At 45.1% G+C, this 24,755-nt stretch carries 18 protein-coding genes; 8 read left to right on the forward strand and 10 right to left on the reverse strand.

What is annotated here, in order from left to right; translation table 11 throughout:
- Window positions 1-249 precede the first annotated feature (249 nt).
- Genes CJ190_RS09055 through CJ190_RS09070 form a run of 4 tightly spaced genes read left to right on the forward strand, consistent with a single transcriptional unit; the run spans window position 250 to window position 5,011 of the window.
- The gene (locus CJ190_RS09055; RefSeq protein ID WP_070598159.1) at window positions 250-1,761 is read left to right on the forward strand and encodes an ABC transporter substrate-binding protein; all 1,512 of its coding nucleotides are present in this window, start codon (window positions 250-252) and stop codon (window positions 1,759-1,761) included.
- 48 nt (window positions 1,762-1,809) lie between these two features.
- A complete protein-coding gene (locus CJ190_RS09060; RefSeq protein ID WP_070598158.1) occupies window positions 1,810-2,733 on the forward strand; it encodes an ABC transporter permease in 924 nt (307 codons plus the stop codon).
- Window positions 2,723-3,502, forward strand: coding sequence for an ABC transporter permease (locus tag CJ190_RS09065; protein WP_070598157.1), 780 nt, complete (start codon window positions 2,723-2,725; stop codon window positions 3,500-3,502). The genes CJ190_RS09060 and CJ190_RS09065 overlap by 11 nt, the downstream gene beginning before the upstream one ends.
- A gap of 6 nt (window positions 3,503-3,508) precedes the next feature.
- Entirely contained in the window at window positions 3,509-5,011 is a 1,503-nt protein-coding gene (locus CJ190_RS09070; RefSeq protein WP_070598156.1) for an ABC transporter ATP-binding protein, read from the forward strand.
- Between the two features lie 344 nt (window positions 5,012-5,355).
- On the opposite strand, the gene mnmG is transcribed toward CJ190_RS09070, so the two are convergent.
- The 8 genes from mnmG to CJ190_RS09110 form a co-directional block, all read right to left on the reverse strand.
- On the reverse strand, window positions 5,356-7,245 hold the full coding sequence (mnmG, locus tag CJ190_RS09075; protein ID WP_070598155.1) for a tRNA uridine-5-carboxymethylaminomethyl(34) synthesis enzyme MnmG: 1,890 nt from the start codon (window positions 7,243-7,245) through the stop codon (window positions 5,356-5,358).
- A 452-nt stretch (window positions 7,246-7,697) separates the two neighbouring features.
- The gene (locus CJ190_RS09080) at window positions 7,698-8,768 is read right to left on the reverse strand and encodes an IS30 family transposase (protein WP_101562109.1); all 1,071 of its coding nucleotides are present in this window, start codon (window positions 8,766-8,768) and stop codon (window positions 7,698-7,700) included.
- Window positions 8,769-8,875: 107 nt separating this feature from the next.
- Window positions 8,876-9,865, reverse strand: coding sequence for a helix-turn-helix domain-containing protein (locus CJ190_RS09085; protein ID WP_070598152.1), 990 nt, complete (start codon window positions 9,863-9,865; stop codon window positions 8,876-8,878).
- 289 nt (window positions 9,866-10,154) lie between these two features.
- On the reverse strand, window positions 10,155-11,543 hold the full coding sequence (gene mnmE, locus CJ190_RS09090) for a tRNA uridine-5-carboxymethylaminomethyl(34) synthesis GTPase MnmE (RefSeq protein WP_070598151.1): 1,389 nt from the start codon (window positions 11,541-11,543) through the stop codon (window positions 10,155-10,157).
- 183 nt (window positions 11,544-11,726) lie between these two features.
- A complete protein-coding gene (locus CJ190_RS09095; protein WP_070598150.1) occupies window positions 11,727-12,467 on the reverse strand; it encodes an energy-coupling factor ABC transporter ATP-binding protein in 741 nt (246 codons plus the stop codon).
- A 74-nt stretch (window positions 12,468-12,541) separates the two neighbouring features.
- Window positions 12,542-13,219, reverse strand: a complete 678-nt coding sequence (cbiQ, locus tag CJ190_RS09100; protein ID WP_070598149.1) for a cobalt ECF transporter T component CbiQ — start codon at window positions 13,217-13,219, stop codon at window positions 12,542-12,544.
- Between the two features lie 57 nt (window positions 13,220-13,276).
- The gene (locus CJ190_RS09105; RefSeq protein WP_070598148.1) at window positions 13,277-13,564 is read right to left on the reverse strand and encodes an energy-coupling factor ABC transporter substrate-binding protein; all 288 of its coding nucleotides are present in this window, start codon (window positions 13,562-13,564) and stop codon (window positions 13,277-13,279) included.
- The gene (locus CJ190_RS09110) at window positions 13,565-14,296 is read right to left on the reverse strand and encodes an energy-coupling factor ABC transporter permease (RefSeq protein WP_070598147.1); all 732 of its coding nucleotides are present in this window, start codon (window positions 14,294-14,296) and stop codon (window positions 13,565-13,567) included.
- Between the two features lie 434 nt (window positions 14,297-14,730).
- On the opposite strand from CJ190_RS09110, the gene CJ190_RS09115 reads away from it, so the two are divergent.
- Window positions 14,731-16,053, forward strand: coding sequence for an HlyC/CorC family transporter (locus tag CJ190_RS09115; RefSeq protein ID WP_101562092.1), 1,323 nt, complete (start codon window positions 14,731-14,733; stop codon window positions 16,051-16,053).
- Between the two features lie 686 nt (window positions 16,054-16,739).
- On the opposite strand, the gene CJ190_RS09120 is transcribed toward CJ190_RS09115, so the two are convergent.
- Window positions 16,740-18,536, reverse strand: a complete 1,797-nt coding sequence (locus CJ190_RS09120; protein ID WP_070598145.1) for a heavy metal translocating P-type ATPase — start codon at window positions 18,534-18,536, stop codon at window positions 16,740-16,742.
- A 217-nt stretch (window positions 18,537-18,753) separates the two neighbouring features.
- Between CJ190_RS09120 and CJ190_RS09125 the strand changes: the two genes are divergently transcribed.
- The 3 genes from CJ190_RS09125 (at window position 18,754) to CJ190_RS09135 (ending at window position 21,310) form a co-directional block, all read left to right on the forward strand.
- Window positions 18,754-19,968 carry an AI-2E family transporter gene (locus tag CJ190_RS09125; protein WP_070598144.1) on the forward strand — a complete coding sequence of 405 codons (1,215 nt, stop codon included), beginning with the start codon at window positions 18,754-18,756 and terminating at the stop codon, window positions 19,966-19,968.
- A gap of 154 nt (window positions 19,969-20,122) precedes the next feature.
- Complete coding sequence (locus CJ190_RS09130) at window positions 20,123-20,446, forward strand: putative heavy metal-binding protein (RefSeq protein WP_070598143.1); 324 nt, start codon at window positions 20,123-20,125, stop codon at window positions 20,444-20,446.
- A gap of 192 nt (window positions 20,447-20,638) precedes the next feature.
- Window positions 20,639-21,310, forward strand: a complete 672-nt coding sequence (locus CJ190_RS09135; RefSeq protein ID WP_070598142.1) for a PepSY domain-containing protein — start codon at window positions 20,639-20,641, stop codon at window positions 21,308-21,310.
- Window positions 21,311-22,116: 806 nt separating this feature from the next.
- On the opposite strand, the gene CJ190_RS09140 is transcribed toward CJ190_RS09135, so the two are convergent.
- Window positions 22,117-24,684 (reverse strand): sigma 54-interacting transcriptional regulator, encoded by a 2,568-nt coding sequence (locus CJ190_RS09140; RefSeq protein ID WP_070598141.1) that lies wholly within the window; start codon window positions 24,682-24,684, stop codon window positions 22,117-22,119.
- Window positions 24,685-24,755 lie beyond the last annotated feature (71 nt).

The raw sequence follows: 24,755 nt of genomic DNA on the forward strand, positions 1-24,755 counted from the left end.
TTCTTCACTTCTTTCCTCTCTTTATAACAATCATTGCCCCATTATTGTAACATTGACCCTGGCCTAAAGCTCCTATTAACACTACAAAGCGCCCTTGTTTCGACTTTGAAGCGCTTACACTTTCAACTTGTTTCATTCTCCTAGATATAGTAAAATCGAAAAGGGAATTCCCTATATCTAGTTTGCTTACGTCTTCTAGGGAATCGATAGAAAACTATCCCACGAAATTTTTTATAGAAAGGTATAGCTATGAATCGAAAATTATTAAAATTCATCGTCCTTTGCTCTGCCAGCGTATCGCTCTTGCTCACCGGCTGCCAAGCAGGCGGCGACAGTAATAACCAAGACCAAGCGAGTCAAGACAGCTACCAAGTCGGTCAAACGCTGGTCACTAGTGACCTGGACCCCTTAAAATCGAGCTGGTCCTTAGCCAGCCATGGGGTTGCTGAATATGTCTACCAACAGGATCCTGAGGGAAATCTCTATTCCCGCTATATTGATGAACTCGACCATGTCGATGCCAATACCTGGCAGGCCACTACTAAAAACGAAGCCAAATTTGCTGATGGTAGCCTAGTCGATGCACCGGCTTTAGCCGCTTGCTTAAATGAAATTCAAGAAAAGAATCCCCTGGCCAATGCTACTGCCGGTAAGATTACCTTTACCGCTGATAGTGATGACCAGCTCACCATTCAAACTGAACGCCCTACCCAAGTCATGGACTCAGTCCTTGGTGAATGGACCAATGTGGTCTATAAACGCGACGGCGACCAAGTCATCTACTCTGGGCCTTACCAAGCCAAAAACTTACAATCCGAAGAGAAATTAGACTTGGAACCGAACCCCAATTATCCAGACAGTGACCAAAGAAAAAACGTCACGATTACTGCCTTTAACGATGAAGCAGCCATGAAGTCAGCCTTTCAATCAGGTGAACTCGATTTAGTGGCCCCGATTTCACCTAATCTAAAGGAACAATTGGATAAAAGCGGTGAGAAAACTCAGTCCTATGATGCTGGTTACCAATACTTTGCCCTGGTCAATAGCCAAAGACCCCTGCTCAAGGAAGCTAAGATGCGTGAGGCTTTGGACTTGGCTTTAAACCGGGAAGATTACCTACAAGCCCTTAAAGGCGGACGCCTACCAAGTGGTCTCTTTGCCGCCATCTACTCCTTTAATGCAGATGTGCCTTTAGAACATGACACGGCTAAGGCTGAAGCCCTCTTGGATGACATGGGATGGAAGAAAAACGACCAAGGTCAACGAGAAAAAGACGGCCAGGCCTTAGAGCTTAATGTGGCCACCTTATCCTTCCGCCAAGATCTGGTAACCATTGGCCAAATCCTATCTTCCCAGCTCAATCCTTTGGGCATCAAGGTGAATGTCCAAGCCTTAGACAGCGCTGAGGATGTCAAAACCGGGTCCCCTTACGACCTCTTGCTCTACAGTCAACACACCGCTCCAACGGGTGAACCAAGTTACTTCCTCAACCAATTCTTTAGAAGTGATGGAGCGGACAACCGCTTTGATTATAGTAATCCAGCAGTCGACCAAGCACTCGACCAATTAGGCCAAGAAGCTGACCCACAAAAAAGAGATGAAATTGCTCAGTCAATCCAAGAAACAGTGATTAATGACCGCCCCGTTCTCCGTTTAGTTGACCCTGAATGGCATGCAGGAATCGGCGCTGATTTAGGCGATTACCAACTCTATTGTGGCGACTATTACATTGTTAACCCTTCCTTAGGCGTGAATAAATAGGGAAAAGTAAAACAGAAAAGACGTAAGCACAATGTGTAGGAGGTAAGTATGCAATTTAAAACCTTGGCCAAAACGCTAGGCTTGCTCTTCTTGATGAGTCTCTTTGCCTTTTTCGTCACTCGCTTAATCCCGGGCGACCCGGCAACGCTCTACTTGGAGTCCAAGCAGCTCGCCCCCAGCCCCGAAAATATTCGACTGGTGCAAGAAGAGTTTGGCTTAGACCGTTCTTTACTGGTCCAATATGTGCAGTGGATCAGTCATTTCATTACTGGCGATTGGGGAACTTCCTTCTACTCAAGTCAACCCATTCGCCAAGAAATACTCAACCGCCTACCGGCTTCTTTAACAGTCGGTTTGGGCGGAATTTTATTAGCGATGCTAGCAAGCTTTTATCTAGGCTTCCTAGCATCGCTTCGTGCTAATGGCTTCTGGGATAAGTTGAGCCGGGGCTTTTCCCTGCTCTCCCAGGCCATCCCAAGCTTTATTTTAATTATTGTCTTTATCCAAATTACCAGTGTCCGCTTACAATGGTTCAAGTTCTACACCGAAGAAAGTCCCTGGGCCATCGTCTTTGCCCTAGTGGTAGTGGCCCTCTATCAAATCGGGCCCCTATCCCGAATTGTTTGCCGCCACTTTGAAGCGACTCAGAAAGAGAGCTATATCAAGGCCCTGGTCCTCCGAGGCTACCCCCTAAGAACCGCCTTGGGAAAATACGGCTGGCAGGAGAGTTTGTACGGCTTACTGGCCGCTTCGCTCTCACAAATGTCTTGGGTTATTGGAGGAACGGCTGTGGTGGAATACTCCTTTGGGGTAGCTGGGATTTCTAATTACCTGGTCCATAGCATGCAGCGGCGAGACTATTTAGTCATCCAGTCCTATATTATGATTGTCGGTTTATGGATGCTAGTGGTCCAAGTGATCTTCCACTATTTAATGAAGTATTTAAGAAAGGAGACGACCTATGTCAGCTAAGCAAAAAATCTTATCCGGGTCGCTCCTGGCCTTATTGCTTGTCTTTTTACTCATTCCTTCACCAGACTATTTTCAAACCGATATGGCCAATATCCTAGCCCCCGCTTCTCAAAGCCACTGGCTGGGAACCGACCACCTGGGTCGCGACGTCCTGGCCTTAATGCAAGCGGGCGCCCTCCGTACCCTAACCGTAGTTGCAGTCGGTGGTAGTCTGTCTTTAATCTTAGGGACCAGCTTAGGGATTATTGCCGGTTATTACGGTGGCTACTGGAAGAAAACCATTCTTCTCCTCGCCCAGGCCCTCCTAATCTTACCGAGCTTTATCATGGCCTTAATTATTACCGCCTTGATTGGCCTGAGCCCAGTTAGCGCTGGCCTGGTCTTAGGGATTGGCGCCATGGGGAACTATATCTTCCAAGTTTCCGCCTTAACGGAAGAGTTAAAGACGGAAGAATTTATTATCACCCTAAAGAAATTAGGTCTATCCCACTATGCCCTCATCAAGGACCATCTGGCGAAAAATTTACAGCCCTATATATTAACCAATTTAGCCAATCGCTTGAGTGGAATGGTCTTAAGTTATGCCAGCCTGGCCTTTATCGGGCTGGGAACTGACATTGTTCAGCCCGACTGGGGGACTCTACTCTACGACTACCGGCTCTATGTCTTCGAGCGCCCCCTACTGGTTCTCGCCCCAACTCTGGCCATTTTTATCTTGGCTTTACTCTTCCAAGCCCTATTTGACCGTGAGTCCAGCTTAGAAAGGTGATGAACGATGGAGCAAAAACCCTTATTAAGCATTCACAATCTCCAAGTCGCTATCCAAGGACAGACTTATGTCAAGGACCTTTCCCTCGATCTCTACCCCGGTGAACGACTCGGTCTGGTAGGCCCATCAGGGGCCGGCAAGAGCCTCACAGTCAAGGCCATCATGAATTTTCAGGACCAGGTTCAAGTCAAGGGACAAATTCTCTACCAAGGCCTAGGTGACCTCGTCGACCTTTCCGCTAAAGACCGGCAAAGAAAACTCCCCAAAGAAATTGCCGTCATCCAGCAAGAGGCCCTGGATAGTCTCAACCCCCACTATGATATCGCCTTTCAGTTAGAATTGGTCATGCAACAATTTCAACCCCAAGTGCCTAAGGCAGATTATTCCCAAGTCTTTGACCGCGTTTTAAAGCAAGTCAATCTCTACGATAGTGACCAGGTTTTAAACAGTAAACCGGCCCAATTGTCAGGAGGCATGAAGCAGCGGATTGTGATTGCCATGGCCCTCTTACAAAAGCCCAAACTGATTCTCGCTGATGAACCCACTACAGCCTTGGACCAAAGCAACCAAGAGAGCTTTATCGACTTGATTAAGGAGGCCAGCCAAGCAGAAAATATTGCTGTTCTCTTTATTAGTCATAACTTGGAATTGGTTAGCCAACTCTGCAGCCGCCTAGTGATCATTGACCAGGGGCAAGACATTGAAAGCAATAGCGCTCAGGAGATCTTTCAACAGCCCCAAGCAGCCACTACTCAACGTTTGGTAGAGAGTGTCGCCTACCGGAGGGCCGCTAGCCAAGACTTTGTGAGTCAGCCGCCCCAAGGCCAAGAGCCAGTCTTAAGCACTAAGGACCTCAGCCTTCACTATCCCGGCGCACCGACTCCTGTCCTTCAGAAAGTTAATCTTGCTCTTTATCCGGGGGAATTTGTCGGCTTGGTGGGCGAATCAGGATCAGGAAAGTCTAGCCTGGCCAAATTACTCACCGGCCTTTATCCCCCCAGTCAGGGCGACATTTATTTTAAGGGAGACGCCTTGAAGAGTCAGTCCTTAGAAGATTTTCAAGGCATTCAAATGATCTTTCAAAATCCCTACCAGGCCTTTGACGTCCATTACCGGATGGAAGAGAATCTAAAAGAAATCTATCATATCCCCTCTATCCAGGCCAAGTATCCCTCACTAGCAGCCTTTGACGCCAAGATCACAGAACTATCCCAGCGGCTCAAGCTCGACCAGGAGTTAATGACAAAGTTCCCCAAGCAGCTGTCGGGCGGTCAAGGCCAGCGCTTTGCGATTTTACGGATTCTCCTGGCCCAGCCAGAAGTCATTATCGCTGACGAAATCCTGTCCGCCCTCGACTGGGAGATCGCCCTAGAGCTGATTCACTTGCTCAAGGACCTGCAAGCGGACCAAGACTTCGCCATGCTCTTTATTTCCCATGACCTGGCTATGGTGAAAATTCTCTGCCAACGCATCTACCACATTGAAGCAGGCCAACTGATTCAAGCATAAGTTGAATAAGTATTTTTAATTCTATGAATTTCAATGAATAAAAAATATCCCTCTTTCTTAAGCGGATCAGCCTAAGGAAGAGGGATATTTTATAATGCTTTATTTATCTTATGGTTAGCTAAGACAAACTAAGTCTTGTCATGGTCTTTTGTGCGCTTGTCACACTCTCTTCAAACCTGTTCCAAGCGCAGAGCAAGCGTCCACTTCGGAAAATGGCGTCAAATTCTCTTTGAGAATTTTTACGCCATTTTTCTCCAGTTGCTGTAGCTGTAGGAAGCGTTAGCGACGTACAGATATAGTATGCGTAGCGGTCTTGCTCTTTCATGCGCTTGTCACACTCTCTTTTAGCTAGGATGGCTCTCCAAGTAAACCGCTAAGATAGAGACATCGGCAGGGTTGACACCAGACACCCGGCTGGCTTGGGCTAGGGTCCGCGGTTCAATAGTGGATAAGCGATCCTTGGCCTCGGTAGCTAGCCCTTCAATTTGACTGTAGTCAATGTCTTCAGGTATCAGCTTACCTTCCATTTTCCGTAGGCGTTTTACTTGTTTTTGGGCCTTTTCGATGTAGCCGGCATACTTAATAGCAATAGCCACCTCTTCGTAAACCTTATGGCCCAGATCCTTGTCACCCGGAGCAAATTTTAGAATATCTTGAATCGATAGTTCAGGCCGGCGCAAGAGTTCGGAAGCCAGGATCCCATCTTTTAACCGGGCTGATCCCTTGGTTTCCAGGTAGGCTTGGAGTTCATCAGTCGGTTTCAAACGAGTATGTTCCAAACGGTCCAACTCTTCATTCACCGCCGCTTGATGGGCCTTAAAGGCTTGGTAGCGGTCTTCAGTGACGAGGCCAATTTCATAGCCTTTTTCGGTTAAGCGCCAGTCGGCATTGTCGTGACGAAGGAGCAGGCGGTATTCGGCCCGTGAGGTCAAGAGACGGTAAGGTTCCGTTGTTCCCTTGGTCACCAAGTCATCCACCAAGACCCCAATATAAGCCTCATCACGGCCAAGGATAAAGGCTTCCTTGCCTTGGATTTTTAAGACAGCGTTAATCCCAGCATAGAGCCCTTGACCAGCAGCTTCTTCATAACCGGAAGTCCCATTGGTCTGACCCGCCGTATAGAGGTTTTCAATCTTCTTGGTTTCAAAGGTAGCCTTTAACTGGCTAGGGCGGACCACATCATACTCAATGGCATAACCATCACGGATGATTTGGGCCTTTTCCATCCCGGTTATGGAATGGACCATGTCAATTTGGACATCTTCGGGTAGAGAGGTTGAGAGCCCTTGCAGGTAAATTTCTTCATTATCCCGTCCTTCCGGCTCCAAGAAAAGTTGGTGCTTAGGCTTATCAGCAAAGCGGACAATCTTATCTTCAATAGAAGGACAGTAACGGGCTCCGACCCCTTCAACGATCCCGGTAAACATCGGCGCCCGGTCCAAGTTAGCTCGGATCAGTTCATGGGTCTTACTGTTAGTAAAGGTTAAATGACAAGGCACTTGGTCACTGACAGGTAAATAATCTTCGTCCGGCGTCATAAAAGAAAAATGGTTAGGTTCTTCACTCCCGGGTTGGACTTCCATCTTGGAGAAGTCCACCGTCTTCTTATCGACCCGGGGTGGGGTCCCCGTTTTGAAGCGGGTAATGTCAAAGCCGTATTTTTCGGCTAAGTTTTTCGTTAAGTGGAGAGCTGGTTGGGAATTATTAGGACCGGCGGAGTATTTTAATTCACCGATAATAATTTCTCCCCGAGCACTGGTCCCCATGGTCAAAATCGTGGCCTTAGACCGGTAAACGGCCCCAGTTTGGGTAATGATGCCCCGGCAAACCCCATCTTCAACCACTAAGTCATCAACGATGCCTTGACGGAGAGTTAGCCCTTCTTGTCTTTCCACCGTCCGACGCATTTCCCGGGCATAGGCTTCCTTATCCGCTTGCGCCCGTAAGGCCCGAACAGCAGGACCCTTTCCGGTATTGAGCATCCGCATTTGGATATAGGTCTTATCAATGTTCTTGCCCATTTCGCCACCCAAGGCATCAATCTCACGAACCACGACGCCCTTGGCTGGTCCACCAATCGACGGGTTACATGGCATAAAGGCCACCATATTAATATCAATAGTAATCAGTAAGGTTTCCATCCCCATCCGCGCACTGGCTAGGGCTGCTTCACACCCCGCGTGGCCCGCGCCCACAACAATCACATCAAAACGGCCCGCTTCAAAAGTTTGCATTCATCCTCTTCCTTCCTAAGTATCCTCACGCTTGCTGAATGTTTGCTCTGTTCTTTATTTTCCTTTAATTAGGCGGTCATTAGGCCCTGTAAGCACTAAAAAAGTGTCCACTCCGCCCCTGCTTTGGAACGGAAAGACACTTTGACTGTCTAATTATTTAATTTCCTGACAGATTATAGCAAGAAAAGCGCTATTTGTAAAATAGGAAAACTGAGAAATGACGACTTATTTAATCCTTGGTAAATTGCAATATCAAGTGCATATTTATTTTAAAAAATCCCAGTGTCATGCCAAATAACTAAAAAGCTGATAAAGTCAATAATTCTTGGCCCGTTTTTCTCTAGCTTAAAGTGCTTGATTATCATTTAGAGATTCAGGGTGGGGCTGTCAAGGTGGAGAGCGAAGCGGACCTTGACTGGCCCACACTGAATCTCTATGCTTTGTTAAGCACTTTAGCCTGCTTCTTTAAGCGTTTCCTGAAGTTTCGCAACTTCTAGGTTATAACAGTCGTTAGGGGTTTGATAATCTAAGACCTTTCTAAAGCGATTATTTATTGTATTCGTATAGTGTGCGAGTTCCTGGTATGTCAGCTTTTTAAAGCTTGTCCCTTTGGGCAAGAATTCTCTTAACATGCGATTATGTCTCTCATTACTGCCTTTTTCCCAAGCTGAATAGGCATGGGCGAAAAAGACTTCCAAATCCTTCAGAGCATACTCAAGCTGAGATAGTTTAGAAAATTCACTGCCGTTATCGGTCGTTAAGGTTTTAAAACACGCTTGACCCTCTTTAAGAATCACCTTTTTAACCGATTTTACAATGGAATCTGCATCCCACTTCCAAGTCTTCTTGGTGAGGAATTTTCGCGTTTTCCGTTCAACTAGAGTAATAAGACATGGCTCTCCTTTAGTCTTCTTTCCTATCACGAGGTCAAGCTCCCAGTGACCAAATTCTTCTCTTGAAAGGACGTCTGGGCATCGCTGATCAATGCTTTTTCCAAATACCTTTTTATTCGTCCCACGCGGTTCACTAGGTTGTTTTCTTGGACGAATCCTTGTTTTCATAGGAAGATCAATATTCCTCACATTTAATAAACCAAGATTGATATATTTATACATGGTTTTGGTGCAAGGAACTCTTTCTAAAGGGTGTTTTCTGCGGTAATCATGAATAAACGTATCAACACTGAAAATACGGTCTTCTTTAGGTGTCAGTAAGGCTTCCTCAAAGGCTTTAATGAAGTTAGATTTTCCATACAAAGCGCCTCTGGCTTTAGAATTTGACCGATTATCTTTATAAACACGCGAGCCAGTTTCTGCAAGATAGACATCAACGTAGGTATGATCATAGTTCATTTGACGTGTTTTTCCACGTTTTAGTTCACGAGATATGGTGCATTGATTGACGCCAACGGCGTCAGCAATCTCTTTCTGTTTATGTCCTTCTTGGTGCATTGCTTGGATAATTCCGCGTTTTTCTGCAGAAAGGTGTGTATATGATCTAGGTTTCGTGTTAGAATGTTTCATAGCCAGTGAGTGCTCCTTTACTTGGGTTTAGACGCTTTTAAGTATAGAGCATCACTGGTTTTTTGTCGTCCTTTTCTCTATGCACTTCATTTTACAATTTACCTTATTTAATCCTTTAAGGTCAGCGCCAAAAGATTTTCTAAGACCACACTAAGGACTCCCGCCACTGGGAAGATAATCCAAGACCGGCTCCAATCATTAGTCCAGAAACTATAACCCAGGTAAAGAGCCGTTACCAAAGGCCAATAAATGCCTGCATAACGCTCAACTTTAGCGTCTAATTCCCGGTTGCCACTACCTCCCAGCAGCTCTTCATCTTGTAAGAGATAGCGGAAGGTGTTTCTACGACTAACCACCTTGACCAGCTGGTAAACTCCCAGAGCGATTAAGAGAAGCATAAGAGTGAAGCCCAGGGCGAGAGCCTGATTTTCATCCTTAATCGATCCCCATAAGAGGGGGATCACCGCCAAGATACACAGCACCACACCACTGATTAGACCGCGCTGGTAAGTCGTTTGGTAACGTTTGAGCCCTTCGTCGGCTAAGCCGCTCACCCCGTATGCCGGCGTAAATTGTCCTTCACTAATAAATTGGTAACCCTTTAAGTCTTGACTGTTTTTGATAAACAAGACCACAGCCAGGGCCACAATCACTAAGGTCAGACTGATTCCTAAAATAGAGAGTTGCTCTTGGGCATAGAACCAAGTCTGACCCTCACTTAACATGCCCAGAACCGGAATGGGGATACCCGCTAGAATACAGAGGAAGACCCCAAGGGCGAGTTGATGAGCCCCTTTAAAACGGGCAGCAATAAATTCATTGGCCTCCTCAATGGTTAATTTAGGGAGGTCGACAGTGTCCAGTGGTTCACCCTCTCCAGAACTATAGTCAACTTGATCTAACTCGTCTTTAATCAAATAATCAGTGGTCACCCCAAAAATACGGGCCAGGTCTAATATTTTCTCTAAATCAGGGATGGCCTCTGCCCGCTCCCATTTGGAAATCGATTGCCTAGAGACATTTAATTGTTGGGCAAGTTCTTCCTGCGACCAACCGGCCTGCTTCCTTAAATATAAAATCTTGTCGGCTAAAATCATGCCAGCCACTTCCTTTCAATACAAGGCATTAATTATTCTTGAAAGTGGTCGACGCCTACCCCTTTCTTTGTCTTAATTATAGTTTATTTAACCAGGAGCAGCTAGCACCAGTCCAGATCATTGGCGCAACCAGGAGTTGCAAGGCTGTCAAATCAAGCGTTTCCCCCTTGCTGCAGCAAAAAAAGCAAAAGTAAAAGAGCCCCCTTTAGACTATTGCTAAAATAAGAGCTCCTCTAGCTAAACCATTCAATTTTACGATTTCGTCCTTTAGTGACTGTCGCACTCTGTTTTATTTTCCTAGGCAGAATTGGCTAAAGAGTTTGGTGATTAATTCATCTGGGGCATTTTCCCCGGTGATTTCGCCTAAGAATTCAAAGGCTCGGTTAAAGTCAATTTGGATCAAGTCAACTGGAGTACCTAGTCCAATAGCCTCCTTGGCTTCAGCAATGGCTTGGCTGGCCTTTTGCAGGAGGTCAATATGACGAGTGTTGGACACATAGGTCGCGTCCCGGTCTCCGGTCTGTCCAGAGAAGAAAAGTTGGGCGATTTTTGCTTCTAAGTCATCCACCCCTTGGTCTTGAGTAATCGAGGTTTTGATGATCTCATCCTTATCAGCATATTCCGCTAATTCATCCAGGTTCAAGGCAGGATCAAGGTCAGTCTTATTCAGGAGGATAATCCGCGTTGAATCCTTAGTCATCGATAGAAGTTCCCGGTCCATCTCCCGTAACGCTTCACTTTGGTTGAGGATTAAAAGGACTAAGTCAGCTTCTTCCATGGCCTTACGAGAGCGCTCCACCCCAATTCTTTCCACTAGATCTTCTGTATCACGGATTCCCGCCGTATCTACCAATTTCAAAGGCACGCCGCGTAGGTTAACATACTCTTCAATGGTGTCCCGAGTGGTTCCCTCAATATCAGTCACAATGGCCTTATCTTCTCTTAGAAGATGGTTTAAAAGGCTGGATTTACCCACATTTGGGCGACCAATAATGGCAGTTTCAATCCCATCACGGAGGATCTTGCCTTGCTTGGCGGTTTGCAGTAAGTTTTGTAATTCACCTTGAATAGCATCAGCGGTTTGGTCTAAGAGTTCCAGGGTCATTTCTTCTTCTTCGTATTCAGGATAGTCAATATTAACTTCCACTTGGACCATGGCATCAGAAATTCGGTCCCGTAAAGTCGAGATCTTGGTCGACAATTTCCCGTCTAATTGTTTCATGGCTTGGTCCATGGACCGGTCTGTCTTGGAGCGAATCATGTCTTGGACCGCTTCAGCTTGGGTCAAGTCAATCCGCCCATTGAGAAAGGCCCGCTTGGTAAATTCCCCTGGTTCTGCCAGCCGAGCCCCTTCCCGGAGGACCAGTTGTAGGATCCGGTCAGTAGCCACCATGCCCCCGTGGCAGTTAATTTCGACAATGTCTTCACGGGTATAGGTCTTAGGCGCGCGAAGGACAGTCACCATGACCTCATCCAATTCTTGTTCGCTTTGAGGGTCGACAATATGGCCATAGTGAATGGTATGGGAATCCTGGTTGACCAGTTGCTTAGTCCCCATTTGGTAGATTGTATCCGCAATAGCTAAGGCTTGGTCGCCGGACAAACGCACAATACCAATGGCCCCTTCCCCCGGTGCCGTTGAAATAGCAGCAATCGTATCAAAACCTTCAGTAAACATCACATTACTCCTCTTCAAAAGTCCTTAAACTCAATAAAAAAGTGCCTTTTCTGCCCGGTACTTTCTCGCAGAAACGACACTTTGACTGTCATATTTGTTATCTTCTTATTACTACACCAGCATTATAAGGGCTAAGGCCCTAAAAGTAAACTATTAGCTCCCACTTTTTGGGGTTAAGCCAGCTTACTGTTTTTGTACCCGGACTTGCCAGGGTAATTCTAAACCAATGCTTTCCATAAAGGCTTCAGACTTAAAGACCTGGTCACTGTCCCCCTGAGCGACAATGCCCTTATCAGCGATGGCCAAGTACTGGTCACAGAGCTGGTAAAGAAAGGCCATATCATGACTAGAAATCAAGAAACGGTGGCCGTCTTTGACCAGGTCTTTAATGATGGCGCTCAGGTCCTTCACTCCGGCTGGATCCAAGCCCACAGTCGGTTCATCCAAGAGGATCATAGCGGGTTGGATGACTAAGATGCCCGCCAATGCCACCCGCTTCTTCTGCCCATAGGAAAGGGTCTGAATCGGCCGCTTGGCTAAGTCAAAAATACCCAGTGCCTTTAAGGCCGCCTCGACCCGGTCTTTAATTTCAACCGGATCCCGTTTCAAATTATGGAGGGCAAAAGCCACATCCTCTTCAACCGTAGGGTAGAAGAGCTGTTGGTTCGGGTCTTGAAAGACCATATTAACCGCTTGGCGGAGCTGATAAAGGGATTTTTTCTTATAGGACAGAGGTTGGCCTTGGAAAAGCACCATCCCCGACTCCACTGGAATCAGGCCGGTTAAAATCCGCATCAGGGTGGTCTTACCGGTACCATTAGCCCCCATCAGCCCAATCACCTGCCCCTTGGAAAAATCATAAGAAATGTCATCAAATACTGGATGCCCTTGGTAGGCAAAGGATAGATGCCTGATACTTAACATAATTGCTTCCTCACTCATTCTTTTGTAAAGCTACAAATCCTTGTCGTATAGCCGTTTCACCACTGATCCAGCAACTAATCCAGGTAAAATTCATCCTGGTAAAGTTTCAAATCGAGAGTGTCCGTCATCTCTGTAAAACGGTACAAAGAGCGTTCTAAGACTACCTTAGCCAGTAGGGCCAGGGAATGAATCGACAGCCCGATCCCAGCATAGCCATAGCGTAAGTTTTGCGCCTGGTAGACCACGAGGACATCATCTAAAAGGACAAAGATAAAACGGTACATCAAAAGGACCAATTCAATGACCACATAGGGGATGTGGGCTTCTTTCATTAATTGTAAGATTTGCTTTAAAGGCGTGGTCAAAGCAAAGAAAAAAGTCGCCGTGATGGCCGTTAAAGCGCGGATCATCAAGGTCAGGGTATAGGGGCCCTGTCCCCTTAACAGACCCAGGTAATAATCCCCCAGGGCTATAGACCAAGTGAAGAGCTCGGGCTTTTGACTGACAGAAAGCAATAAGGCCAGGCTAGAAAAGGCCAGAAACAGGACCGGACCGATATATAAATTCAGATAAGTCCTAGGTCTAATAGGAACCAAGTAGAGGGTTAAGCCCATCATCAAAAGGGTGTAGACCACTTCCAGGCTATTCCAACCCGAAAAGGCTACAACAAGGCCTAAAAACCAGCAGACCAATTTGAACTTGCCTGACTTCTCTGTCCACTTGGATTGATAAGTATAGCGATCAATCCCCATAGCATCGCCTCTTTCTAAAAATAGAGTGTGACTCTCTCTTTTTTAAGAATACGTTTATTATTTTTTACTTTGGTCTAATCCTTTATTCTTCCCTAAATAGTAACCAACGATTCCACAAATAATCCCAGTCCCAATACTACCTTGTAGGGTGAAGAGCAGACTCTCAATTTCACCAGAAGCTGGTTCAAAGATTGGTTCAAACCAAGGGGTATAGGATTCGTCTAATTCGCCAATGAGTTCTTCTGCCCCACCATCGGAACCTTCATATTCACCATCCACGGTAAAAAGCGGAATAAACATAATTAATAGGGCCAGTAAGATGAGTAATAAATTTTTCTTTTTCATCTATTTCTTCACCTCTTTCAAGACGGTATCGTTAATCATATTCACCATCACCACAGAGAGCAACCCTTCAACAATAGCCAGAGGAATTTGGGTAATCATAAAGACGCCCATAAATTTCATAGCTGCAGCAAAGATCCCTAAGGCTGGGTCAGGGTGAGCCAAAGCCAATTGGAAGGAGGTGGTCATATAGGTAGCTAGGTCAGCCAAAGCTGCACAGAGGAAGATATTGACACTGCTTGGCAGATTAATTTTTTCCCCTAAACGATAAACTGCGTAACCAACAAAAGGACCGACAACCGCCATCGAGAAAGCATTGGCACCCAATGTGGTTAAGCCCCCGTGAGCTAGGAAGAGCGCTTGGAAGAGAAGACAAATGGTCCCTAAAACGCTAATAACGCCAGGGCCAAAAAGATAGGTCCCCACACCAACACCCGTTGGATGGGAGGTTGACCCGGTTACCGATGGAATTTTTAAGGAAGACAGGATAAAAATAAAGGCACCACTGAGGGCTAACAAGACCTTGTTTTTACTATCCTTTTTAACGCTTTCCTTAATTTGATAGACCCCGTAACAGAAGAAAGGAATGAAAATCACAAACCAGATAATCACCCATTTCAGCGGCAAGTACCCCTCCATAATATGCATGGCATGGGCGGGTTCAGAAAAAGCCACTAATAAAAATAGGAAAGCCACTAGAAACAACTTTAGGGCTTGACTTTTAGATAAATGCATTAAAAATTCTCCTTTTTTGATACAGTAAAATACCTAACAATAACAACCCCCATGGGAAAAAGGTCAGAAATAAGCGGACTAGTCCAAAAGGTCTTGACCCCCAAGTCCTTGTGAAAGCTGCTGGTTATATTCTCAGCAATGGTCACTCATGAAACTAGTCCTGAACTTATTTTCTTTACTTAATTTGGCTCGGCGAAATCACTGCCTTACCCAAGATCTTGTAGCTACGCGAAAATTATACCCCAGATCTAGATAGCTTGCAATATTTTTCACAAGATTAGAAATATTCTAAAAACAAATTTAATTTATATTTAATTTAAATACACTTAAGCCAATTTCCGGCTTCTTTATTAGAATTTTTCTAGGCTATTAATAGGACAAGGGCGGGGTTTGTGCTATGATAGAAGTAAAAAAATTTAGGAGGAATTTCATCTATGGATGACAGTTTTCTTGTCAGCATAATCATCTTTTTCGTCTGTGTAATCTTATCGGCCTACTTCTCATCGTCAGAAACGGCCTTCACCTCAGCGTCTTCGATTCGTTTACAGAATGAAGCGGAACTGGGGGACGACCGCGCCAAACAGGCTCTAGACTTACAAAATCAATTTGATTCCTTATTATCGACCATTTTAATTGGGAATAACTTCGTCAACATTGCGGCTTCTTCGATTGCCACGGTGGTCTTTATGGAGTTAATTCCTGAATACGGGGCCACCATTGCCACAGTCTTCACCACGGTGACCCTCTTGCTCTTTTCGGAAATTACTCCGAAATTAATCGCTAAGATTGTTCCCGAGCCCTTTGCTAAGTTTTCCACTCCTTATCTCAGAGTGATCATGTGGTTGTTCAAACCCTTAGTGTGGTTGGTTAACCAATGGCAAAAAATGGTCCAACACTTCTTCCCCTTGGAAGCCCAAGAAGGAATTAGTGAAGAAGAATTGCTATCGATGGTTGATGAAGCCCGGGTCGGCGGCAGTATTGAGCATGATGAACAACGCCTAGTCAAGGCCGCTATCCGTTTCGATGACCGGGAAGTTTCCGCAATTATTACTCCGCGGATTGATGTCGAAGCCATTGATGTATCGGACAGTGACCAAGAAATCGAAGCCATCTTTGAAAGTCAACCCTATTCCCGGCTCTTAGTCTACGAAGAAGACATTGACAATGTCCTCGGTGTTCTCCATGAACGCGACTTCAACCGCTACCTCCGGGAAAAGTTCAAACACCCTGAGAAAAAGATTCTCTTAAACAGTCTTTTATTGGATACTTTTTCGATCCCACAAAATATGAAACTAGCCACCCTCTTGCGGCAAATGCAAGCTAAGCAAATTCATATGGCAGTGGTCCGCGATGAACACGGGGGAATGATTGGGATCGTCACCATGGAAGATGTCTTAGAGGAATTAGTTGGTGAAATTTGGGACGAAGACGACATTGTTACCCAAGATATCGAGATCGTCGAAGAAGGCCAACATTATGTCTTCAGTGGCGGTTGCGCCATCGAGAAAAGCCAACCCCTGCTCCAACTCCCGCTCAAAGAAGCTAATCTTTATCACACGATTAACGGCTTTGCCACCCATTACCTAGGCAAGCTGCCTGAACTGGGCGACCACTTTGCTGTTGGGGCTTGGATCTTTGAAGTGATTGAAGAGGATAAGCAAAGAGTGGGCAAGTTAGATGCCAAACGCCTTCCTGAAGATGAAGTCGTCGGTCAAGCCGCTCAGTATGAAGAATATGAGCCCGACAAAGAAGAATAATAATCAAGCTATTTGTTATTTTCTTCCCAGTTTGTTCACAACTTCTTCACAATTATGGCTTACTATAAAAGCGTAGTAAATAGATACATTATTTCTATCTTTCTCCTCCCATTATAGAAAGACTAGGACAAGAGACGCCTGAGCGCGTCTTTTTTTGTGGTCTAAATTCGAAAAGAGCTAGTTAGCCAACCCGGTTTCCCAAACTGGTAGTTTCCACCAAGTCTGGGTTATCAGGAGCTACTAGCTCTTTTACTTTTTTATTGAGAATTTTTTAGTAGGCATTAGTTTGTTCCTTGCGCTTGTCACATTCACTTTAAATGTGTTGAACATCCCAACGCTCAGGCTAGCTGAGCTTATGGTTTTTCTTCCAGTGATTCAGGGCTCTGACGGCGTCCTCACATTTTTATCAAACCTGTTCCGGGTGCAAGGCAAGCGTCGCACTCTATCCAAACCTGCTCCAGTCACAGGACGAACGTCCGCTTCAAAAACTGATAACGCTCAGCTTCACTGAGCTTATCTCAGTTTTCTCCAGCGATTTCGTCCTTTTTTGTGACTGTCGCACTCTCTTCAAACCTGCTCCAGTCACAGGACGAACGTCCGCTTCAAAAACTGATAACGCTCAGCTTCACTGAGCTTATCTCAGTTTTCTCCAGCGATTTCGTCCTTTTTTGTGACTGTCGCACTCTCTATTTCACTTGCATGCGGGCGCGTAAGGCATAGAAGATGGCCATTAAATCCATCACTTCTTGGAGAATGGCTCCTAATAAGGCTGGGATGGCGCCAGTGGAAGCTATCAGCATCAAAATAATCGAGGTCACAATCCCAAAGATGACGGCTTGCTTGGCCACTTTCAGGGTGTGTTTGGCAATTTTAACCGCTTGACTCACCTTGGAGAGGTCATCCTTTAAGATAACAGCATCGGCGGATTCACTGGCAGCGGTTGATCCATGGGCCCCCATAGCAATCCCAATATCTGCGACTGTCAGCGCCGGGGCATCATTGACCCCATCCCCCACCATCATGACCGGTCGAGACTCTTCTCCGATTGCCTTCAAGAGATTAATCTTATCCTCAGGTAAGAGATTGGCGTGCACTTCCTCAATTCCAGCACTGTGGGCGATCCGTTGAGCAATATTTTCATCATCCCCGGTCAACATCATGATCCGTTCCACGTCCAAGTGGGCTAATTCACGGATAGTTTCAGACGCTTCAGGACGGATTTGATCGTTAAAGGTAATCCGACCAGCATAATGGCCGTCAATCGCCACATAGACATTGGTTTTGCCATCAGTGATCTTCTCAGCACCAACAAAATCCGCCTTCCCCACTTTTACTTTCTTGCCCTCAACTTGCCCTTGAACTCCAGCAGCGGTCACTTCTTCTAAGTGACTGACGGGGGCTAGTTCTAAATCCTTGGCCTGGGCCGCCTCTACTAGAGACCGAGCTAAAACGTGGGTCGAGGATTGTTCAGCACTAGCCGCATAATAAAGAATACGCTCAGCTTCAAAGTTACCTTGGACTTCCACCTCATCAACGGCTAAAGAGCCCTGGGTAATGGTCCCGGTTTTATCAAAGGCAGCGCTTTTGACTTGGTCTAATTTTTCCAAGCTGGTTCCTGATTTCATGACAATCCCATTGCGACTAGAGTTACTCATCCCACCCACAATGGCTACCGGAGCAGCAATAATTAAAGGACAAGGTGAAGCCACCACTAACACTTCAGCAAAGCGCACTGGATCCTTAGAGACAAACCAGGCAATGAAGGCAATGGCATAGGCGATAATGGTAAAAGGCACCGCATAACGGTCAGCCAGGCGGACAAAGGGGGCGGGCTCTTCCTTAGAATGCTCAACTAAAGCCACTAAGCGTTGGTATTGACTATCTTTAGCTGCCTTCTTGACTTCAAAAACTAGGCTAGCATCTCCATTAATCGACCCCGACATCAGTTCGTCACCAACTGTTTTCTCCACCGGCTTGGATTCCCCAGTCAAGGAGGATTCATCAACAAAGGTCTCCCCTTGAATGATCACCCCGTCTACAGGCACCAATTCGTTAGGACGGACTCTGACTTGGTCACCGACTTCCACCTCGTCAACGGGAATAGAATCCGTTGACCCATCAGGATTAAGCCGGTGGGCGAATTGAGGAGAATGCTCCAGTAGGGCTTCCAGTTCCCGACTAGCTTGTTGAGTGGCATAGGCCTCCAGGGATTCTCCCCCGGTCATCATGACTAGAATCATTAAACTGGCCCAATGTTCCCCGACAGCTAGGGTGGCGAGGATAGCCGTAATGGCGAGGATATCGACTCCATAGTAGCCATCCTTTAAGGTTTCGATCATGTCTTTGGCCAGAATGAGCGCCATGATAATCCCCCAAATGGCAATTAACCAAAAGGCTATCGCTTCCTGGCCCATCAGAAATTGCAGGCAGAGAGCGACGGCCCCAGTAACCAAGGTCACGATAAACTGTTGAAAATCAGTCATTTTTCTTCCTCCTTATTAACAGTCTTGTTTTCATAGCTTTAGTATACACTAGTTTAGAATTTTTCTAAAGTGGTAAGATTTATTTTTTCAAATTATTTACAAAAAGTCAAAAAGACCAGCGACTTTGTCTTTTTACTAAGACTTCTGGCCAATAATTTGTTAAAGTAAACTTATGCCAAAAAGTAATCAATGATTAAGAACAAAGGAGGTACACTTTGTGCATTTTAACCGTAAGCAATGGTTATTACTAGGACTAGGCATCATTGCCCTCTGTCTCATTGTCCTTAACTGGTCATCCATTGTCTCCTGGCTGGGCCAAGTCTGGTCCATCGCCTATCCCATTACCCTAGGCGCCATGGTTGCCTATGTGGTCAATATCCTCATGTCCCTTTACGAGAAGTATTTGTGGCCCCATACTGATAAGGACTGGCTAGCGAAAAGCCGCCGCCCTATTGCCATCGTCTTGGCCCTCTTAAGTATCCTGGCCCTTATCGCCCTTACCTTGGGACTGATTATTCCCCAATTGGTCGCCGTAGTGGCCAACTTTATCGAGATCCTCCCCCGCCTCTTCCAAAGTCTGGATGGCTTATTAGAACGCTACGAGGACCTCTATCCGGAAATTGTCTCCTATATGGGAAATTTGGACCTCAACTGGCAGAACATGGTCCGCCGCACCATCAGCTTTGCCCAAGGGCTGACTTCGAGTTTGATTGGGTCAACCATCGGGGCCGTGACCTCAGTAGCAAGCTGGGTGGTCACCATCTTTATTGCTATCATTATTACTTTCTATATATTGATGTCTAAAGAACGTCTAGGCCAGCAATTTCACCGGCTCACCAAAGCTTACTTAAAGGAAAAGCACTACAACCAAGTCCATTATGTCTTAGCTATGATCAACGATGCTTTCTATAACTTCATCGCTGGAGAAGTTGTCGAGGCCGCCATCCTGGGTTGTATGGTGGGCTTTGGCATGTGGATCTTTGGCTTTCCTTACGCCAGCATGATCGGTGTCCTCACTGGGGTCACAGCCATCATCCCTCTCTTAGGGGCCTATATTTCTGGGGGCTTGGGTTTTCTTTTGATCCTCATGCATTCCCCCGTCCAAGCCCTGCTCTTTGTGGTCTTTATTGTCGTCGTCCAACAAATTGAAGGGAACTTGATCTATCCTAAAGTAGTCGGCAATTCTCTCGGCCTACCAGGCATGTGGGTCTTAATTGCAGTTACAGTAGGGGGCGGTTTGATGGGCGTTGCTGGCATGCTCATCGGGGTTCCAGTCGCTTCGGCCGGCTACCGCTTACTGAAATTTGATGTCAACTACCGCGAAGCCAAGGCCCAGTCAGCTGACAGCCAAAAAGTCAAAGCGCCTAGCCAACTGGCCCGCCAGCACGACTTTAGTATCCAGGCCTTAGCCGATGAAGAGGGCTTGGATTAAGTAAAAAATATTAGCTCAGCTTGATAAGCAACCGTCTCCTAAGAGAAATGGGGACGGTTTTTTTTTTGCGTTTTTCTATATGAAGTATGCAAGATAAGTGATAAAATAAGTATAGAGATAAAAGCACTTTCATTATTGAGTGAGGAGGCTTATCATGATTACTACAACAACTCCCAACGTCCAGGGCAAGACCATCATCGCCTATCAAGGCATTGTCTTTGGCGAAGTGGTGACGGGTGTCAATCTACTGAAGGATATGGGAGCAGGTTTTCGTAATATCTTTGGCGGTCGGTCCAAGGGTTACGAAGGAGAACTGACCCAAGCACGCGAAGAAGCCCTCCAAGAAATGGCTAACCGAGCTAAAGAACTGGGTGCCGACGCTGTGGTGGGCGTCAAGATGGACTATGAAACCCTAGGAGCTAATAACGGCATTCTCATGGTCACCTGCAGCGGGACAGCCGTTAGCTTGACTGATTAAGTCTGTGAAACAAATTAGATAATGAGAAAATCCCCCTACTAACAGAGAGAAAGTCTAAATTTCTCTCTGTTTTTTATTAAGGAGACCTTAAGAATCCCAAAAATTAAGCGTTTCCATTTGTGCTTCTGAAGAATTTCCCCTAAGCTAAAAGTATGTCAATCATATAGAAGAATTTTTGAGGAGGACGATTCGATGAATAAAAAATTGAAAATCTCATTAGTCAGTCTAGCCAGCATCTTTACATTAGCTGCCTGTGGCCAAGCTAATGATGGCGGAAATAATTCCAACACTGACCAAAATGAAAGCAGCCAAGAAGTTTCTTCAGAAACGAAGGGAGAAACAGCTTCTCAAGAAGAAAACAAAGAGCAAAATGACGCTAAAGAAGAAAATAAGGACCAAGCAGAGTCCAGTCAATCCGGCCAAGATCAAGAAAGTATCGAAAACAAAGACTATGCTGTTTCCATCGAAGATGCCGTGAATACATTTAACAAAGAAACTGGCGCTGAAGACGTTAAGATTGAAGAAATTGAGTTTGACTATGAGGAAGAATTCAGTAAATATACCTATCAAATCCAAGGCTATAACGCTGAAAATGAATGGGACATGCACATTGACCCTGATACCGGTGAAGTCTTGAAGGTAGAAACTGAAAAAGAAGCCAATGACGAAACGAAACAAATCGAAGTCACCAGCATTATCACACCAAAAGAAGCCATGGAGAAGGCCCTCGCCGAACACCCAGGCGAAAAAGTGAAAAACTGGGAACTTTCTGTTGATGACAACGGCGTCATCCACTATGAAATCGACCTCACCAATGTCGATGATGTCGATGTTAGCGCTTCAAGCGGAGAAATCATTCCTTAAACAGTAGAGTGTGACAAGCGCAATAAAGAGCATGACCGCTGGAAGAAAAGGTCGTAAAAATTCTTATCGAGAATTTGTCGTCATTTTCTGAAGCGGACGCTTGCTCTGCGCTTGGAACAGGTTTAAGAAGGATGTGAGGAAGGATCAGGGAGGGAGATTCCTTGGAGGAAAAGCTGAAACGACCAGCTCTAAGGATGTGAGGGAGCCGTTAGAGACTTGAATCGCTAAGCATACTATATCTGTAACTTACTGACGCTTCGAACAGCTATAGCAACTGGAAGAAAAACCATAAGCTCAGCTAGCCTGAAAGTTGGGATTTTCTGAAGTGACTTCAAGGCTGGCGCCCGAACTCAACTGTCTGGTCGTTCAACTTTTCTGAAAGGACATCCCCGTACCCCTTCCGAACTCAACTAAAAGAGTGCGACAGTCACACTAAAGGACGAAATCGCTGGAGAAAACTGAGATAAGCTCAGTGAGGCTGAGCGTTACCAGTTTTTGAAGTGGACGTTCGTCCTGTGACTGGAACAGGTTTAAATAGAGTGTGACTGGTGCGCCGAAAGGCAAGATCTCTGGAGCTAAAGGTTGAAAGAATTCGTCGACCTTTAGTGAAGAGGACGCTTGCCTTGCACCAGGAACAGGTTTGAATAGAGTGTGACAAGCGCGTCACGAAGCAAAGTCGCTGTAACAGCTTTTAATTTCTCAATAAAAAAGGATCTAGTAGAATCAATCTGCTAGATCCTTTTTATTAGGCATTTTTACATCATCTGGATGAGTACTTTCTCATTTTAAACTGTCCTTGGGAAGACTTAACTGGATCGGCCAGCCTCTTTACGACTTTCCTGGTAACTGGTTAACATGGCATAGATGCTATAAATTTCCCAATCATTAACCTCAATGCGGTAAAACTGCTTCAAAGGGTAGAGAATAGTGTTGAGGTAATTATAAAAGGGTTTGTTATTTAAACGTAGTTGGTGGATATCCACAGAGAGTTCATAATCAACCGGATCTAAAATAATCCGTTCAATCATCAAGGCTAAATGCATAGTCAAGGTAAAGTTAATCTTGGGTGGGAGCTCAATTTGAAAACGGTCCTCAATCTTTTCAATCACAACAGTCACTTGGGTAATAATGACTTCCGGATTTAAAAATTCCAAGCGTGATGACAAACCTTCAACGGAAAAGAACTTCAAGAAGTCCTTGAACAAGACTTGTAAGTCGGTTAAGGCCACAATATCTTTAAAGTAAATACTTAAATTATCAAAATCATTTTCTAAGAGTTCTAACAAGTTAACATTTTTCACTCGACCTTGGCAATCCAAAGGTGTGGTAGTTAAGACAAAGTAAGTAGCATCAAAATAATTTTCATTGATATCCTGCTGGTGAATCAAATGCAAGAGCTCATTATAATTCATCACGATGGTCTTTATGTTAGGATTTAAGTATTTTTTCAAAATATCGGCCATCCCCACAGCCAATTCCTCACCCGAAATACTGGAAATAATAATATTCTTTTGAATATCAAAGCCTTCAAAGAACTGCACCTTAGGCGAAAATTCACCCTCAGATTCTTCGATAAAATCAGTTATCGAGCGTTTTTGGATCAAATAGTTTCCAATTTCCAGGGCAAGAGCAGTACTTAACTGATTAATCACAAAAAGTTCTCCACGGATTTCTGGCTTCAACCCCTCATAGAGGGTGGTCAAAGATCCCATATCCACCAGCATAATAATTCCCGAAAGGCCTTGATGGTCATTCATCCACTCCTTGACCCGGGCGATAATATCATGAACTGAAGCAGAAAAAGGCATATTAATAGCATCAAAGATATAGTCATCATTTAATTGATTAGCCACTTTTTGAATGCTAGAAGCTGTCGAATCCCCGTGGGCCACAAGTAAGGCATGGTAGGCGAGGTTTTCATTAACAGCATCCAAGAGCAAGAGGCTTAAATACCAAACCAGGTTCTTATAAAGTTTGGGGTCAAGCCCCTTACAGAGTTCGCGAGCTAAGGAAAAGGTCCTCGGGTAATCGGTCAGGATTTGCTGTTTAATTCGACTTGGAAAAATAATTTCCTGCAAGTAGGTTTGATAGGAACTATAAAAGCGAATAAAGGTGTCGATCGAGTCAGTCATAATATTTTTCCCCAAGATAGCTTGGCAAGCCTTGACTAGGGTCTGATAGAGTATAACCGGTTCCAAATTCGACTGGTCGATATGATTTAAATGGTCCTGGGTAAAACCGATAAAATCCGAGCGAACACTGTAAATCGATGCTTGGTCAAAAACTTTTTGTAAGGGCTTGATAATCAATTGCTCAATATCTTCTTGACGTTTAGATGGGCCTTTCTTAGCATCAATAGTTAAGACATGGTTGATGTGGTCCTGGTTAGAGATTAAGAGATAGTCTGCATTCTCCTGGTATTCAAAGGCTTGAGCACAGAGTAATTGAATATTATTGTAGAGCGAGCCAATATTTCCGGGGTATTCTTGATTCACGAGAAATTCAAAGTCGCCAATATCAATTTTAATGGGGAGTTTTAAACGCTGGGATTCTTTGCGAAAGAGGGTTTCCACTAATTTAATCCGCTCATCATAGGGCCTTTGATGAAAGTCCGGCAGTTTAATGGTTAAGGGAATCCGTCGGTAAAAGGTGGGCAAGAGAACTTTTTCGGGGTCTTCAGAGGTTGCTAATACCAAGCGTACTTGAGAATAAACTTCCTCATTCTCCTCACCCAGGGGCCTGAAATAGCCCTTATCTAAAAACTGAAAGAGTTTCTCTTGGTTTTCATAAGACAGTCGATGAACTTCATCTAAAAACAAGAGTCCCTGGTCGGCAGTTTTTAAGAGCCCCTCTCGTTTACTATCTGCCCCGGTAAAGGCCCCCTTGACATGGCCAAACAAAAGTGACGACATTAATTCCGGATTATTGGCATAGTCAGCACAATTAAAGACAGTAAAACGCTGGGAACAAGATTTATTCTGGGCATGAAGTTGCTTATAAATCAATTGAGCCAAAAACGACTTACCTACCCCAGAATTACCATTTAACAAGATCGGTAAACCAATGGGAGGATAATTAACAGCTGCCTTAATTTGTTTGATCGCTTCCTTGACTGATCCTTGACTTCCAATAAATTGAGCAAAATAATCAATCTGGTCATGGCTTTCTGATAGATACTTGTCTGGAGCAGCTAAAGACCAATAAACGGGGCGCGAATCTGACTTCTCCACCTTGCCTAATTTGGCTAAATGATTGAGATAATTACTGGTCAATGACCGACTGCGACCAATCGCCTGACTCAGAGCCTTAGTACTCAGCGGCTTGGACTGGTTGAAAAGGATATTCATTAATTCTTTTTGGATGTCTTTCTTCATAGTAACTACCCCGTTTCTGAAAAAGGCTACGTTTTATCCGTAGCCTCTAGTTTGTGATTTTTATCACACTA

The organism is Aerococcus loyolae, assembly GCF_002871915.2.
Classification (GTDB): domain Bacteria; phylum Bacillota; class Bacilli; order Lactobacillales; family Aerococcaceae; genus Aerococcus; species Aerococcus loyolae.